Consider the following 15,907-nt stretch of genomic DNA (forward strand, 5'->3'; position numbering starts at 1 on the left):
GCGCGCCGGGGCGGTCTCGGCGTGCGGCTCCGACGATCGCCCCGTGCGGGGTCAGGACGGCGACGGCGTCTGAGCCGGACTCGCCCACCGTGCTTCCCCCGCCGGGCCGGGCGGGGCGATGCGGGGCAGGAACAGGACCGCGTCGAAGTCGGTGAGCGTGGCAGGGTCGAGCGGGAAGTAGCCGCGGTTCTCCGTCGTGCGCGTGGTCAGGGTGGTGGCCGCTCCCGCGACCAGCTCGGTCAGTTCGGCGAGGGGCACCAGCCGTGGCGCCGAGGTGGTCGCGGCCAGTAGACCTTCCACGGTGTTCGCCGGTGGCTCGCCGATGCCCCGGTGCGGCGCCGAGCCGATCGCGGTGGCGACCGCGGCGTAGTCCGCACCGTACGCACGGGAGAGGTGGGCGCCGGCCGGGCTCCACCGCACGTTCCGTGCCGCGTTGCGCCGCAGGTGCTCGTTGTGGGTGAACGCCAGGACGGGCCCGTGGCCGTGGTCGTGTTCCCGGGTGGCGAGAGCGCGCAGATTCGCCGCCATCATCGCGTCGCGAATGCCCATGCAGCTCTCCATTCGCTCCTCGGGATCGGTCCGGGCCAGGACCGCGTGGTAGGCGAGCAGTCCGGTGGCGGTGCGGGCGGCGAGTTCGGCGTCCCACAGAGCGTCCGACGCGGCGTCCTCGGTGAACTGGGGTGCCCGGGAGGTGAGTAGCCGGCCGAGATCGTCGGTGATCAGCCGCAGCTCGCGGACCTCGGCCGAGTCGCCGATCGACCGCGAGGGGTCCATCGTGGCGGCGGGATCGGTCCACCGGGCTTCGTCGCCGAGCAGATCCTCGATCCGGCTCCACTCGTGCGGCACGGTCGTGCTGTTGGCCGCGAGAAAGGTGTGCAGTACGTCGAGGGCGGCCCGGGGGCTGTGTGCCCCGCTCTCCGCGCTGTTCTCCATCGGCGCGTCGAATCCGGCGAAACGCACCTGGTCCGCCGGAGCGCGCACCCGGTTGTGCTCGCCGAGCCATTCCACCAGCGCGCGGTTGGCCGGGGAGGCCCCGAACCCGTGGCTGATGCCGTCGGCCATCACCTGGTCGAGGTGCCAGGTGCCGCCGCGTACGTAGTCGTCGACCAGCCGCCCCGCGAGGCAGTCCGATTCCAGCGCGACGCATCGGCAGTGCCCGTGGTCGACCAGCCCCCGCAGCAGGTCGTTGCGCAGGCGCGGGAAGGTCTCCTCACCGTGGAAGGGCTCGCCCAGGCCCAGGAGGCGGGGCCGCTGTCCCCGCTCGTTCAGAAACCGCTCGACGGCGGTGTGCAGTGACTCGTCAGTTGCCATGGATTCGATCGTATATTTGATGTTTCGGTTTAAAGTCAGGGCGTCAGACACCTGCAATCAGCGTGCCAACCTTCAAACATGGGGAGAACCATGAGGCCCGTGGATCTCGCGCGGCCCCACGGGCTGTCCGGCCAGGCCGTCCGTAATTACGAAGCGGCCGGCATCCTGCCCGCCGCCGAGCGCACCCCCTCGGGCTATCGCGATTACACGAGCGTGCACGTCGCCGCCCTGCGGACCTTTCTCGCCCTGATCCCGGCCCACGGCCACGCCGCGGCGCGCTCGGTCATGACACTGCTCAACACCGGCCGGACCGAAGAGGCACTCACCGTCATCGACCGCGGCCACGCCGAACTGCTCAGGGACCGGCACACCCTCGACACGGTCGAGCGGGCGCTGACGGAGCTGACCCACACCCCCGGCGAGCGGCCCTCGCAGCGCACCCACACGATCGGCGCCCTGGCCCACCGGCTCGGCCTGCGCCCGGCCACGCTGCGCCGGTGGGAACGGGCCGGCCTGCTCCAGCCGGACCGGGATCCCGCCACCGGGTACCGGACGTACGCGCCCGGCGACGTACGAGACGCCAACATCGTCCACCAGCTGCGCCGCGGTGGATACGGGCTCGCCCAGATCGCGCCGCTCCTGGGTGAACTGCGCGATGTCACCTCTCCCGCCTCCGCCGCGTCCGCGATCGCCGGGCGTCGCCACCGTCTCCACACCCGCGCCCTCGCCATGCTCCGCGCGTCCGCCGAGACCGGTGACTACCTCGACGAGCGCGGCCGGCACGCGGACCAGGGCCGACATCGACGTCCGAATGGCCCAAGGGTGGTTGGGCCCAGCTCGCCATGATCATTAACCTGACGCCCGGCGTGTGACCACGCGCCGTTCGGCGAGGGAAGGCGAGCGATCCCAGTGAAACTCCCGATGTTGCGGCGCACGGCCTGGCTCACGGCGGCGACCGCGCTGCTGACGGTGCTCGGCGCCGCCCCGGCCGGTGCGGCCGAGGAATGGCGGAAGGTGGGCGGCGACTCCCGCAGCGGTGTCAGCGGTGTCGCGTACGAAGGCCGGACCGGGGACGGCGCCGGGGTGCACGCCCTGATCGTGCACGACAACAAGCGCGACGGGCAGCCGCGGCTGTCCCGCGTCACCCACCGGGAGGGCTCCGACAGTGTCTCCCCGCTCACCTGGGCGGGGGCGGAACCCGTCGACCTGGAAGCGATCGAGGCCGTCCCTGGGACGCCCGGGGAGTATCTGGCACTCGCCGCGCGCGGCATCGTCTACCGGCTGAAGGTCACCGACTCCACCGCGACGGTCCTCGACTACACGCCGCTGCCCGCGATCGGCGAGGGCGACGACTTCGAGAGCTTCGCGCTCGTGGCCCAGAACGGGAAGCTCGCCGCCCTGTGGGCGGACCGGGGAGCGGGGGCGGACCGTCCCGCCACGCTGTACGCGGCGCCGCTCTCGTTCGCCCCGTGGGGGCAGACGCAGTTCGGCGGCGTGACACGCCGGGCCTATCGGGCGACGTATCCCACCGGCGACGCGGTGCGCCACATCTCCGACATCTCGGTGACCGACTCCGGCCGGATCATCGCGAGTTCGGCGGCGGACGCCGGTGACGACGGCCCGTTCGACTCCGCGCTGAGTGACGTGGGCCGGGTGAGCGTGTCGGCGGCCGGAAGGGTACGGGTCGCACTCGCGGCGGCCCCGTCCGTGCTGGGGACGTTCCCCGGATACAAGATCGAGGGGCTGGAGTGTCTGCCCGGTTCCGGCGAGGCCCTCGTCGGAACGGACGACGAGAACCTCGGGGGATTCATGCGGACCGTGGCGGTCTGCGGGACCTGACACCGGGCCCGAGGTGGTCGGCCGACAGCGCCGGACGGGTTCGGGCCTGCCGAACCCGTCCGGCGAACCGGCGGCGGACACGTCTCAGAGGACGAAGCCGTCCGGGAACGGATCCCTCGGATCCAGCAGGTAGTTGGCCGTACCGGTGATCCACGCGCGGCCCGAGAACTCCGGCACCACGGCCGGGACTCCCGCGACCTCGCTGGTGCCCACCAGCCGCCCGGTGAACCGCGTGCCGATGAACGACTCGTTGACGAACTCCGTGTCCAGCGCCAGCTCCCCCCGCGCGTGGAGCTGCGCCATCCGGGCGCACGTACCGGTGCCGCAGGGGGACCGGTCGAACCAACCCGGCTGGATGGCCATGGCGTTACGGGAGTGCCGGGCGTCCGAGCCGGGTGCGAGGAACTGCACGTGCTTGCAGCCGCGGATCATCGGGTCGGCCGGATGCACCGGAGGGTTGTGCGTGTCGATGGCCGCCGAGATCGCGAGACCGGCCGCGAGGATGTCGTCCTTGCGCGCCCGGTCGAAGGGCAACCCGAGGGACGCCAGATCGACGACGGCGTAGAAGTTGCCCCCGTACGCCATGTCGTACCGGACCTCGCCCAGCCCCGGTACCGACACCTTCGCGTCGAGTTCCAGCGCGAACGCGTCGACATTGCGCAGCGTGACCTTCTCGGCCACACCGTCGCGAACCGTCACGCGCGCCTCCACCAGGCCGGCCGGGGTGTCGAGGCGCACCACGGTCTCGGGCTCGGTGACCGGGACCATCCCGGTCTCCACCAGGACGGTCGCCACCCCGATCGTCCCGTGCCCGCACATCGGCAGGAAGCCGCTGACCTCGATGTACAGCACGCCCCAGTCCGCGTCCTGACGGGTCGGCGGCTGGAGGATCGCACCGCTCATCGCCGGATGGCCGCGAGGCTCGTCCACCAGGAAACGGCGCAGCGGGTCCAGATGCTCCATGGCATAGCGGCGGCGCTCGGCCATCGTGGCGCCGGGGACGGGCGCCACGCCGCCGGTGACCACGCGCGTCGGCATGCCCTCCGTGTGGGAGTCGACCGCGCTGATCGTCCGCACGCTGCGCATCAGACGCGCTCCCCGGCTTCCGTGGCGAGGAAGTCGATCGCCTGCCGCATCTCGGCGGTGATCAGCTCCCGGTGCGCCGGGATCAGGGGGCCGCGCGGCGGGCGGCAGGGGCCGCCGTAGCGGCCGACCATCTCCATACCGAGCTTGATCGCCTGGACGAACTCGGTACGCGAGTCCCACCGGAACGCCGCGACCAGCGGCCGGTAGAGGGCACGGGCCTCCTCAAGCCGCCCCGCCGTGGCGAGCCGGAACAGCCGGGCGGACTCGGCGGGGAAGACGTTGGGGAAGCCGGCGAACCATCCGGTGGCCCCCATCAGCAGACTCTCCAGCGCCACGTCGTCGGCGCCGCTGATCACCTCGATACCGGGGGCCCGCTCCTTGATCTCCAGCACGCGACGCACGTCGCCGGAGAATTCCTTCACGGCGAGCACGTTGTCGATCTGGGCGATCTCCGCGAGGAGTTCGGGCGTCAGGTCCACCTTCGTGTCCACGGGGTTGTTGTAGACCATGACCGGCAGCCCGACGGCGGCCACGGCCTCGAAGTGCGCCACGACCTCCCCCGGGTTCGCCCGGTACATCGTCGGGGGCAGACAGAGCACCCCGTCGGCGCCGTCCTCCGCAGCGGCCTCCGCCCAGCGCACGGCCTGGTGCGAGCCCGGCCCGTGCACGCCGACGACGACCTTGCCCCGGCCGCGTACCGCCTCGATGGCCGTACGGGCGACGGTGCGGCGTTCCTCGTCGGTCAGCGACGAGTACTCGCCGAGCGATCCGTTGGGGCCGACCCCGTCGCAGCCGTTGTCGACGAGCCAGCGGCAGTGGTCCGCGTACGCGTCGTAGTCGACGGCCAGGCCGGCCGGGGCGGCGGGGTCCTGCCGGTACGGCAGCGCGGTCGCGACGACGACCCCGGTCAGGGGGTTGGGGTGACGGTTCATGAAGTGCTCTCCTCCACAGGGGAGTCGGGGTGTCAGGACTGCTCGGGCGGCTTGGACGAATCGGACCGGCCGGGTGTCTCGGACCGGCCGGGTGTCTCGGATCGGCCGGGTGTCTCGGATCGGCCGGGTGTCTCGGATCGGCCGGGTGTCTCGGATCGGCCGGGTGTCTCGGATCGGCCGGGCGTGGTCGGTGGCTCGGGCGGGCGGGCCAGCTCGCCGAGCCTGATCGGCTCGGCGACCGGCCGGTGGTGGGGGCCGACGGGCCACAGGCGGTCGGCGTCCGACGGCGCAGCATCCGTGCCGTCGGCCTCCGACGCCCGGTCGGCGCCGCCTTGATGGCGCAACTCGGCGACCGTCGGTCCGCACATGCGGGCCTGGCACGGCCCCAGGCCGGCCCGCGTCGCCAACTTCGCCACCCGCGGCTCCGTGCCGGTGGGATCGGCGGCCGATCGGCACACCGCCGCGTACGTCGTCTCCTCGCAGCGGCAGATCACGGTGTCGGGACGCAGCCAGCCGGGCCAGCCCCGGCCGATGGGATGGGCGAGCGCCAGCCGGGCGGCGAACGCCCTGCCCCGGTCGCGGTTCCGGCGCGGGGTGACCAGCGCGCGCGAGCCCGGGTCGCCGCCCGCCGCGATCCAGCCGGCCACGGCGCCCTCGGCACGAGCGGCGGGGGCGCCGGCGATACCGGTGATCTCGCCCGCCGCGTACACGCCGGGCCGGCTCGTACGCTGGTCGTCGTCCACGGCCACGAAAGCCTCCGCGGGCGATCCGGCCGCCCCGCCCGGCGCCGGCCGCAGCGCGCACCCGGCCGCGACCGGCAGCTCCAGCTGCGGGGTGAACCCGTGACCGAGACACACGGCGTCCACGGCGGTGACCCGTTCGCTGCCGGGCACCACCGACCAGTCCGCCCGGACCCGGGCACTGACGATCTCCTCCACCCGGCCGTCGCCACGCGCCTCGACGACCGCTCTGCCCCACTGGTACGGGACCCGGTGTCGCCCCAACGCCGCTGTGTACGAGAGGAGTTCACCGGACTTGCCGAGCTGCGCCGCGAGTTCCCACGGGCGACCCAGCCAGCCACGTGCCAGGGCCCCCGGCCGGCCCGCCTCCAGGACCGCGAGCACCCGCGATCCGGCTTCCAGCAGTGATGTCGCCACCGGCAGGAGGAACGGCCCCGTGCCCGCGACCACCACCCGGTCACCGACCACCACGCGTTCCCCCTTGGCCAGCGCCTGGGCCGCGCCCGCCGTGTAGACACCGGGCAGGTCCCAGCCGGGGAAGGGAAGCACCCGGTCGTGGGCGCCCGCCGCGAGCACCAGGGCGTCGGGCTCCAGCACATGGCGGCGCCGGGGCGTACCGCTCAGGACATGCACCAGCGGTGGCCCGTCGGCGTCGGGGTCGCGGCGCTCCAGGGCCCATACGGCACTCTCCGCCCACCAGGAACAGCGCGGGTGCCCGAGCACCCGGCGGCGGCGCCGGTCGAAGGAGCCGTAACCGTGCTGAAGGGCGCCGGGGTCGGCGGCCTCGTACGCCTCGGGCAGCATGCGGTGGTACTGGCCACCGGGCTGTTCGGCCGTGTCGATCAACGTCACTTCCGCGCCCGCCGCCAGGGCCGCGTCGGCGGCGGCGAGACCGGCGGGTCCGGCACCCACGACCACGACATGACGACCCGTCACCGAGCTACGCGCCGATTCCGTCACTGGCCCCGTCACCGTGACCGCCGCCCGTCGTCCCGCTCGCCGGTGGCCCGTGACTGCGTGGTCACCGTGTCACCGTCCCGGGCACGGCGGCGGCATGCCCGTACGTCGCGCTCGTCGTTCACCGTCACCAGGCAGTCGAAGCAGACACCGATACCGCAGAACACACCTCGTGGCGCTCCCGAGGGTGCCTGGCGCCAGGCCGACCGGTCGGCGGCCAGCAGCACCCCGGCCAGGCTCTGGCCCGCGATGCCGGTGAGCGGTTCACCGTCCACCGTGATGGTGAGCGGCCGGTCGCGGCGTCCGGCCGGGTCGGACCCGGCGGGTACGAGACGTGGGCTCATGACTCCTCCTCGGTCGCGGCGGGCGGTTCGGTGCCGAGCACCGCCGGCCGGTCCACCCTGAACGGGTGTGCGTCGATGGCCGTCTGACTGCTCGTCAGTAGTTGGAGCACCAGTCGCGCGGTACCGACGGACAGACCGATCCCCGCCCCCTCGTGACCGGTCGCGTGCCAGAGACCGGCCAGTCGCGGGTCGGCGCCGATGACCGGCAGATGATCGGGGACGTACGGGCGGAAGCCCCCGTAGGCCCGCATCACATGAACGCCCGCCAGCGACGGGAAGAGTCTGAGCGCCTTGGCCGCAATCGCCGAGAGCACCTCCGGACGCAGCCGGTCGTCGAAGCCGACACGCCGCCGGGACGACCCCAGCAGGACGCTGCCCGCCCGGGTGGACTCCACGACGCCCGACGTCTGAAGATCGCCCGCGCCGCTGCCCACCGCGCCCACGTAGTCGGCGTCGTACACCTTGTGGAAGACCGTCGGTGGCAGGGGAGCGGTCACCAGGACCTCACCGCGACGCGGGCGGATGTCCAGCGGAACACCGAGCCGCCGGGCGACCTCGCCGGACCACGGTCCGGCGGCGTTGACGAACACGTCGGCGGCCACCTGCCCGTCCGCCGTACGCACCGCCGTCAGCCGTCCGCCGCGCACCACGGCGCCGAGCACCTCGCGGCCGGTACGCAGGCGAGCCCCGGCGCGGAGCGCGTCGGTGAGCAGGGCGGTGGCCGCGCCGGCCGGCTGCACCTGCGCGTCGTCCGGGTAGTGCACGGCGGCGGTGCGTCGTTCGGTGAGGAAGGGCTCCGCCGCCGTCAGGGCGTCGGAGTCCATGACCTCGGCCCGCACCCCGGCCGTGCGCTGGGCCGCCGCGAACGGCAGTAGTGCCTCGGCGCCTTCGGCGGTGGTGGCCACCACGATGCCGCCCTTGGGGTCCCACTCGACCGCGTCCGTGCCGTCCGCCGCGTCCGACGAGGGGGTCGGCCCGGCGAGGGCGGCCAGCACCTCGGGCCACAACCGCCGGGACAGCTGGGCGAGTTCCAGCTCCGGACCGGGGCCCTTGTCGGAGACCAGGATGTTCCCCTCGCCGTGCGAGGTGGTCGCGGCGGCGGCTCCGGCTCGGTCCAGTACGAGTACGTCGAAACCGGCGACGGCGAGTTCGCGGGCGCAGGCGGCGCCGATGATTCCGGCGCCGATGATGACGACTCGTGTTCGGTTCACCGGACCTCCTCGTTCTGTATGACGAACGATGTCGAGGCTATGGCGACGCCCCGGGGGTGTCAACGGTGCTCGCGCGGGCCCCGCGGTGCCACCGCTAGTGGGGCGTGCCCGGTGCCTCCTGCGGGGCGCCGCTCCCCGACCGGTAGTGCAGCAGCAGTACCGAGCGCACCGGCCCGTCGTCCGCCGCGTAGCGGTGCGGCAGCGAGGCGTCGAACGACACGTAGTCGCCGGGTCCCAGTTCCACCTGGTGGCCGTCCACCTCGACGCGGAGCGTGCCGCTCTGCACCACCGTGTGCTCGGTGCCGGCGTGCCCGAGCGACGGCTGCTGAGCATCGGCGCGCACCTGCTGGTCGTACAGCTCCATGATGACCCCGCCCGCCTCGATCCGGCGGAGCGGACGCAGGTCCACGCCCTCGCCGCTCAGCACGTCCACCTCGGCCGCCCGCACCACGGTCACCGCCTCCGCGTGGCCGGTGTCCAGCAGATCGGAGATGGGCACCCCCAGGGCGCGGGAGAGGCTGAAGACCGTCTCGATGGTCGGATTCCCGGTGGCCGACTCCAGCTGCGACAAGGTCGCCTTGCCGATCTTGGACAGCCGGGACAGCTCGGACAGCGACAGGCCGCGACGGCTCCGCTCCCGGCGGAGATTGGCGGCCAGAGTGCTTCGGACCGGGCTGCTGGGGGACATCGGGCGATCTCCTTCGACCGTCGGGTCTGTTCGTTTCAGTAGGCGGTGCGCGGCGCTGATGCGTTCGATATTACGAACGATTCATCGCGGATGCCACCTCGGGGAGGGGCATCGTACCGGCCGCTGCCGGGCTGCCCCCGACGACCGGCACCTCACGAGCGAACAGGACGCATTCGGACCGCGAACTGACACACCGTCAAGTTTAGGCAATCAGCGGCCATTTGGAGCGTCCCGCAGTCAACCGCCAGTCATTCCGCGCCAAACGGCACCGTTCGCCACGGGCTGTCCGGAGCCGTCGCCAGCGCCCGATGGGCGTCGAGCACCGTCGTGTACCAGGGGCCGAACTCCTCCTCGTCGAAGTGAAGACACCGCCCCAGTACATAACCGGCGGAGAACTCCTCCCACGAGCCGTACGCCGCCCGCGCGGTCCCTGACGCGCGCTCCAGTGCGGCACGCGTCTCCGCCTCGGTGGCGTACCGGGCGCCCAGGCCCCAGCGGGCCATCTTCGAGCCGCGGCCGATGTCCCACGCGGCGACCGACCGCACGACACCGTCGGGCGGCAGGAGTCCGTCGGCGCGGAAACGGGACTCGTAGCGCAGCAACTTGCCCACCAGCGACCGCAGATGGACCACGAACTCCTCGAACTCGGCGTCCTCGGCAGATGCTCCGGCCCGGAGGACGGCCTGGTCGCGCAGCGTGGCCTCCACGCAGTCGCGCCACCGTTCGGCGTCGACGCGCGGGCCCTGCGCGGCGATCAGCGCCGTACGCGCTCCCAGTACGAAGTCCCAGTACCACGGGCTGACTTCGCGGGCGAGCAGCCGCTCCTCCATCGCGAGCCAGTCCGCACGGTCATGGACACTCCACGAGTCCGCGACACGCTCCCGCTCGCCCCGGTAGCCCATGCCGTGCCAGTGGGCGGTGTTCCACGCGTCGCCGTTGGTGAAGCACAGGTGCGCGCCGACGGCCAGGCCGTGCAGCAGCGGGCCCGTGGGGAGCGCACCGGTGCGCCGCGTCACCAGACGGTTCATCAACTCGTCCGAGGAGAACAGCTCGTGATGCAGCTCCAGCCATACGTCACGCTCGTCGTCGTCCGCGGGGAAGTAACGCTCGCAGGGCGTCGCCGGGTTGATCGCGAGGATGTCGACGCCGTCGGGGAGTATCTGCGCCAGGGCGCCCAACGTCGCGTACTCGTAGACGAGATGCGGGTGCGGTCGTGGCAGCAGGCCCGCCGTGTAGACCTGCGCCACCGTGCGGCCGTCGGGTGTCCCGGTGGTCAGCATCGGGTACGAGCCCTCGTCGGCCGCCTGCGCCTCGTCGAGCCTCACCGGGTAGTACACGCCCTCGATGGCGAGCGCCCTCAGATAGGCGTACGCGTTCCCGGACCGGGACAGCTTGTACAGATGCTGCTCCAGATCGGCGGGCGCCGACCAGCGGCTGCCGTCCTGCGGGGTGGGGACGAGCGGGAAGAACTCGTCATGGACCTCGTCCTCGGCCACCGTCCGCACAAGCGCCTCCCCGTACCGGTTCCGACCCTGCCCGGCTGCAAGATCATCTATACGTTACCGGTGACGACGAGTGCTCCCGTACACCCTCCGTACATTCAACTGCACCTGCTGGAAGGGGAGATGACCGTCCCGGGCAACCCTCGGCAGCCCGCCCCGGTGGTCAGTGGGCCGGCTTCTCCCAGACCGAGACATGACTGGCGCTCTCGCCCGTGAACGGCTCGCGCCGCCAGCCCTCCCACCTGTCGCGCAGCCGCATCCCCGCGAGCTGTGCCATCAGGTCCAGTTCCGCCGGCCAGACGTACCGGAACGGCACCGACCAGTACGAGCCGCGCCCGTCCACGACCTCCACGTAGTTGGAGCTCATCTCCTGCGTCGCCACGTCGTAGATGTCGAACGACCAGCGTGTGGGGCTCACATGGAACGGCACGAGGTCCTGACCGGCCGGGAGCTTCCGCAGCTCGGGCACCATCGTCTCGATGACGAAGCAGCCGCCGGGCGCGAGATGGTCGGCGACGTTGCGGAAGCAGGCCACCTGGGCCGCCTGCGTCGTCAGATTCATGATCGTGTTGAAGACCAGGTACGCGACGGAGAACGTCCCGTCCACCTTCGTCGTCGCGAAGTCACCGATCGTCACGCCGATCGCGTCGCCGCCCGGCTTGTCACGCATGCGGGCCACCATCGCCCGCGACAGATCGATGCCGTGGACCGGCACGCCGCGCTCCGCCAGGGGGAGCGCGACCCGCCCCGTACCGATGCCGAGTTCGAGGGCCCGGCCCCCGCCGGCGAGATCCGCCAGCAGATCGGCCATCGGGGCCAGGGTGCCCGGCTGGAACTCCCGCGCCGACGGGTTGTCGTACGTGGCCGCGACGCGCTCGCCGAAGTAACCGTCCTCATCGTCCATGGCCCAGACCGTAGGGCAGCGGGCGCCCGGGACGCCCGCGATTTTCCGGCGCGGCCGAATAAGCTCGACGGCCCGGCCCGGCCCGGCCCGCCGTACCGCGTCAGCGTTCGCCGAGCCCCGGCAGCGCCCGCAGGAAGCGCAGCTGCTCCAGATCCTGGAAGTAGCCGCCGCCCTCGTGACGGTTCCACGGCCAGACCCGGATGTCCTTCGGTCCCGCCCAGTGGTTGTACGCCGCGAACACCGTGGACGGCGGGCAGATGTCGTCCATCAGCGCCGCCGAGAACAGCGCCGGAGCGCTCGCGCGGGCCGCGAAGTTGACCCCGTCGAAGTACGACAGCGTCCTGAACACCCGCTCCGCCGAATCCCGGTGGGTCCGCAGATACGTCCAGATCTCGCGGTACGCGTTGCCCTCCACCACCTGGAGCGCGCGCCGGTAGTGGCACAGCGACGGCTGGTTGACCAGGGCGGCGCTCACACCGTCGCTCAGCGCCGACGCGGCCAGGGCGATGCCACCGCCCTGGCTGCCGCCGGCGATCACGATGCGGGCCGGGTCGACCGACGGATGGGTCCGGGCGGCGTCCACCGCCCGGACCGCGTCGGTGAAGACCCGGCGGTAGTAGTAGTCCGCCGGGTCCTCGATGCCCCGGGTGACCATGCCCGGCGACGACGCGCCCCCGCTGCCGTGCGGGTCGCCCGTCGCGCCCGGCTGGAGCGAGCCGCCCTGGCCGCGCGTGTCCATCAGCAGATGCGCGTATCCGGCCGAGGGCCAGGTCAGCCACTCGTAAGGGAAGCCGCGCCCGCCGCCGTACCCGAGGAAGCCCACCACACACGGCAGCGGCCCGGTCGCGGAGGCGGGCACCAGCAGCCAGCCCGCCACCGGGTCACCGCCGAAGCCCGGGAAGCTCACGTCGTACACGTCCACCTCGGTCAGACAGGCGTCGTACGGCGTGAACCCCGGTGGGCGGTCGTGGCTCCGTGCCTCGTTGAGGGTGTCCGCCCAGAAGGCGTCGAAGTCCGACGGCTCCTCCCGGTCGGGGAGGTAGCCGCGCAGCTCCTCCAGGGGCAGGTCCATCAGCGGCACGGCAGCGGTTCCCTCTCGCGGCGACAGGTACGACGGGGTGGTTCAGGCGCGGTCGGCGCCGTGCACGGTGAGCGTGTCGGGGGCGGTCACCCGCACCTGACCCGTCGCGTCGAGCCGTACCTCCAGGGGCGCGCCCGCGACCCGCAGACCGGTCAGGTGCAGCGGGCCGACGCCCTCGCCGGCACGCGGCGAGAAACGCAGCGTGCCTTCCGGCACGTCGGCCTCCAGACCGAGCACGGCCGTGAGCAGGGTGACGGCGGACGCCGCCGACCACGCCTGCGGGCGGCACGACGCCGGATACGGGGCGGGCACACTGTCGACGGCCGAGCCGTGACCGGCGAACAGCTCAGGCAGCCGGCCCTCGAACGCCGGCGACGCGGCGATCAGACCCTCGGCCAGCGACGCGGCCTCCGCCGGGAAGCCCGCCCGGACCAGACCGTGCACGGCGATGGCGGTGTCGTGCGGCCAGATCGAACCGATGTGATACCCGAACGGGTTGAAACCGGTCGAATCCGTGCTCAACGTACGCAGTCCGAAGCCCGAGTTCAGCTCGGGTCCGGCCAGCCGGGCCGCGAGCAGCGCGCTCTCCTCCTCGTCGAGCAGGCCCGTGCCCAGCAGATGCCCGAAGCCCGAAGTGACCGAGTCCACCGGGCGCTTGGCGGCGTCCAGCGCCACGGCCGGATAGCGGCCCGTCTCGTCCTCGACCCAGAAGGTCTCCCGGAACCGGCGCTTGAGCCGCTCCGCCCACTCCTCCCAGCGCTCCGCGCCGGGCCGCCCGAACGCGCGCAGCAGCGCGGCGCCGCCCATGGCCGCCTCGTACCCGTACGCCTGGACCTCGCACAGCGCGATCGGGGCCTCCGCGTGCGTGCCGTCACGCCAGCGGATGGCGTCGCCGGAGTCCTTCCAGCCCTGGTTGGAGAGCCCGAGCCCCGAGGCGTTGACGTATTCGAGCAGGCCGTCGCCGTCCGCGTCGCCGTACGTCGCCAGCCACTCCAGGGCGGCCTCGGCGTGCGGCAGCAGGTCACGCACCTGCTCGGGGTCCATGCCCCAGCGCCACGCGTCGTGGAGCAGGATCACCCACAGCGGGGTGGCGTCGACCGTGCCGTAGTAGACCGGCGGCAGGGACGCGCCCTCGTTGAGCTTCCGCGCCTCGCGGCGTACTTCGTGCAGGATCTTGCCGGGCTGCTCGTCGGTGCGCTCGTCGACGGTGGTGCCCTGGCGGCGGGCGAGAGTGCGGAGGGTGCCCGCCGCCAGGTCGCTGCCGAGCGGCAGCAGCATGCGCGCCGCCCACAGCGAGTCCCGGCCGAACAGAGTGAGGAACCAGGGCGACCCGGCGGCCAGGAACTGGTCCTCGGGGTGCTCGGGATCGGACAGCAGCAGCCGCTCCAGGTCACCGATCGACCGGGCGAACAGCTGGTCCATGCGCTGATCGGCGCTGCGCAGCCCGGTCTTCGACCACGGCACCGCGTCGCGCGCCACCGCCGGGAAGCGCTGCGGCTCGTCGTCGGTGACGGTGCACTCCAGGGTCGTACGCCACGACGTACGCGGCGCGAGCGCCACCTCGAACCGCAACTCGCCCGCGCCGGCGTCGATCCGGGGGGAACCGGCCGAGGCGCTCAGCCGCACACCGACCTCGTCCCTGCGCCAGCGGAGCGCGCCGTCCTCGGCCTCGGCGGGCAGCGCGGGGACCGGGTGGCCCGACTTGACGTCGTGCATGCTCGCCAGGTCGGTGCCCGCGCTGACGACGACCTCCACCCGTATGTCCTTCACGCCCGCGTTCGCGATCTCCAACTCCTCACGCAGCACGCCCGGTTCGAGCGAGCGCACGCGGTGCAGCGTGACGGCCGGGTCGGCGGTGTGCTCGCCGACGCCGCGCAGCACGGCGCGGAAGGCCGTCCGGTCCGCGGAGCTGAGGGTGTGGCTCACGGGGAGGACGGGCACGCCCTCGACCCGGACCGACAGTCTTGAGAGCAGCCTGCGATCGCCGTGGAAGAACCCGTCGGCGCCGCCGTCGATGTCACCGGCCGGCCGCGACAGCACCAGGCTGGGCGCGTAGAGCGTGGTGCAGACGTCGTGCAGAAAGGGCTGAAGGCCCTCGGTGACGACGTCCGCGGGCGGCTGGTGAGCGGCGGGGTTTCCCTGGACGACCGTGTTCACTGTGTGGCGCCTCTCGTGATTTGGATCGATCAAAATTCACCTTAACCCTTGCCAACCTGCCATGGGAAAGAGTTTTATCGATCCATTGCAGATGCGGCGCCGCATTTCGAGCGGCCGCCGTGCGTGGATCGGAGGCCGTTGGTGGCACGTACGACGTCGGCAGGCGGGCGCAAGTCGGGGCCGGTGACCCTGGCTCTCGTGGCGCAACGGGCCGGGGTGTCCACACAGACGGTCTCCAACGCGCTCAACTCACCAGAGCTCCTCGCGCCGCCCACCCTGAAGCGGGTACGCGAGGCACTCGACGAGCTGGACTACCGGCCCCACCAGGCCGCCCGCTCACTGCGCACCCGCTCCAGCAGGCTGATCGGTTACGGCGTCCAGCCCACGCCCCCCGGCCTGTCGACGCCCGTCTCCGACCACTTCCTGCACGCGCTGTCGGACTCGGCGGACCAGGCCGGCTACCGGATACTGCTCTTCGCCGCGCCCCTCGGCACCGACGACGAGGCCGAACGCTACGACGAACTGCTGCGGGAGCACTCGGTCGACGGGTTCGTCCTCAGCAACACCTACCGGGGCGACAAGCGCCCTGGCTGGCTGCACAAGAACGCGGTCCCGTTCGTCGCGTTCGGCCGGTGGTCGGCGAAGGACACCGGCGACTGGGTGGACGTCGACGGTGCGCACGGCACCGCCGCCGCCGTCGACCACCTGGTGGCGGCCGGGCACCGGAAGATCGCGTTCCTGGGCTGGCCGCGCGGCTCGGGTGTCGGTGACGACCGGGCCGGCGGCTGGCGCGAGGCCATGCGCCGGCACGACCTGCCCGTCCGTGACCTGCGGGTGTCGTCGCTGGACGACGTGGACGCCGCCCGTAGCGCGGTCGCCCGCCTGGTGGGCCGCGCCACCGCCGTGGTGGCGGCCAGCGACACCCTCGCGCTCGGCTGCTACCGCGCGCTGCGGGACGCGGGGCTGAGCCCGGGGCGTGACGTGGCGGTCGTCGGCTTCGACGACTCGCCCGCCGCCGGTCTCCTCTCGCCCAGCCTCAGCAGCGTCCGCCAGCCGCTGGACGAGGTCGGGCGGGCCTGCACCCGGATCCTCATGGACCGCATCAAGGACCCGGACGCCGCACCCGAGCGCGTGCTGCTGGCGCCCGAACTGATC

General features: G+C 72.6%; 14 protein-coding genes. 3 read left to right on the forward strand and 11 right to left on the reverse strand.

Going from position 1 to position 15,907, the window contains the following annotated elements; translation table 11 throughout:
* Positions 1–51: 51 nt before the first annotated feature.
* Positions 52–1,311, reverse strand: a complete 1,260-nt coding sequence (locus P3L51_RS29345) for an erythromycin esterase family protein (RefSeq protein ID WP_354608347.1) — start codon at positions 1,309–1,311, stop codon at positions 52–54.
* A 90-nt stretch (positions 1,312–1,401) separates the two neighbouring features.
* Between P3L51_RS29345 and P3L51_RS29350 the strand changes: the two genes are divergently transcribed.
* Together P3L51_RS29350 and P3L51_RS29355 are read left to right on the forward strand one after the other, a co-directional pair.
* Positions 1,402–2,157 carry a MerR family DNA-binding transcriptional regulator gene (locus P3L51_RS29350; protein WP_354608360.1) on the forward strand — a complete coding sequence of 252 codons (756 nt, stop codon included), beginning with the start codon at positions 1,402–1,404 and terminating at the stop codon, positions 2,155–2,157.
* A gap of 75 nt (positions 2,158–2,232) precedes the next feature.
* The gene (locus tag P3L51_RS29355) at positions 2,233–3,150 is read left to right on the forward strand and encodes a hypothetical protein (RefSeq protein ID WP_354608348.1); all 918 of its coding nucleotides are present in this window, start codon (positions 2,233–2,235) and stop codon (positions 3,148–3,150) included.
* A gap of 84 nt (positions 3,151–3,234) precedes the next feature.
* On the opposite strand, the gene P3L51_RS29360 is transcribed toward P3L51_RS29355, so the two are convergent.
* The 10 genes from P3L51_RS29360 to P3L51_RS29405 form a co-directional block, all read right to left on the reverse strand.
* Positions 3,235–4,236, reverse strand: a complete 1,002-nt coding sequence (locus P3L51_RS29360) for a proline racemase family protein (protein WP_354608349.1) — start codon at positions 4,234–4,236, stop codon at positions 3,235–3,237.
* On the reverse strand, positions 4,236–5,168 hold the full coding sequence (locus P3L51_RS29365; RefSeq protein ID WP_354608350.1) for a dihydrodipicolinate synthase family protein: 933 nt from the start codon (positions 5,166–5,168) through the stop codon (positions 4,236–4,238). The genes P3L51_RS29360 and P3L51_RS29365 overlap by 1 nt, the downstream gene beginning before the upstream one ends.
* Positions 5,169–5,200: 32 nt before the next feature.
* Positions 5,201–6,820, reverse strand: a complete 1,620-nt coding sequence (locus P3L51_RS29370) for an FAD/NAD(P)-dependent oxidoreductase (protein WP_435594553.1) — start codon at positions 6,818–6,820, stop codon at positions 5,201–5,203.
* A gap of 56 nt (positions 6,821–6,876) precedes the next feature.
* Positions 6,877–7,209 carry a (2Fe-2S)-binding protein gene (locus tag P3L51_RS29375; protein WP_354608352.1) on the reverse strand — a complete coding sequence of 111 codons (333 nt, stop codon included), beginning with the start codon at positions 7,207–7,209 and terminating at the stop codon, positions 6,877–6,879.
* Positions 7,206–8,420, reverse strand: coding sequence for an NAD(P)/FAD-dependent oxidoreductase (locus P3L51_RS29380; RefSeq protein WP_354608353.1), 1,215 nt, complete (start codon positions 8,418–8,420; stop codon positions 7,206–7,208). Before P3L51_RS29380 ends, P3L51_RS29375 begins: the two co-directional genes overlap by 4 nt.
* 94 nt (positions 8,421–8,514) lie before the next feature.
* On the reverse strand, positions 8,515–9,108 hold the full coding sequence (locus P3L51_RS29385) for a helix-turn-helix domain-containing protein (RefSeq protein WP_354608354.1): 594 nt from the start codon (positions 9,106–9,108) through the stop codon (positions 8,515–8,517).
* 248 nt (positions 9,109–9,356) lie between these two features.
* A complete protein-coding gene (locus tag P3L51_RS29390) occupies positions 9,357–10,613 on the reverse strand; it encodes a DUF1266 domain-containing protein (protein WP_354608355.1) in 1,257 nt (418 codons plus the stop codon).
* Positions 10,614–10,773: 160 nt separating this feature from the next.
* Positions 10,774–11,514, reverse strand: a complete 741-nt coding sequence (locus tag P3L51_RS29395; RefSeq protein ID WP_354608356.1) for a class I SAM-dependent DNA methyltransferase — start codon at positions 11,512–11,514, stop codon at positions 10,774–10,776.
* Positions 11,515–11,614: 100 nt separating this feature from the next.
* On the reverse strand, positions 11,615–12,595 hold the full coding sequence (locus P3L51_RS29400; protein ID WP_354608357.1) for an acetylxylan esterase: 981 nt from the start codon (positions 12,593–12,595) through the stop codon (positions 11,615–11,617).
* A gap of 42 nt (positions 12,596–12,637) precedes the next feature.
* Positions 12,638–14,752, reverse strand: coding sequence for an amylo-alpha-1,6-glucosidase (locus P3L51_RS29405; RefSeq protein ID WP_354608358.1), 2,115 nt, complete (start codon positions 14,750–14,752; stop codon positions 12,638–12,640).
* A 141-nt stretch (positions 14,753–14,893) separates the two neighbouring features.
* Between P3L51_RS29405 and P3L51_RS29410 the strand changes: the two genes are divergently transcribed.
* The coding region (locus P3L51_RS29410) for a LacI family DNA-binding transcriptional regulator (protein ID WP_354608359.1) at positions 14,894–15,907 on the forward strand (1,014 nt) is incomplete at its 3' end.

The organism is Streptomyces panacea, from assembly GCF_040560175.1.
Classification (GTDB): domain Bacteria; phylum Actinomycetota; class Actinomycetes; order Streptomycetales; family Streptomycetaceae; genus Streptomyces; species Streptomyces panacea.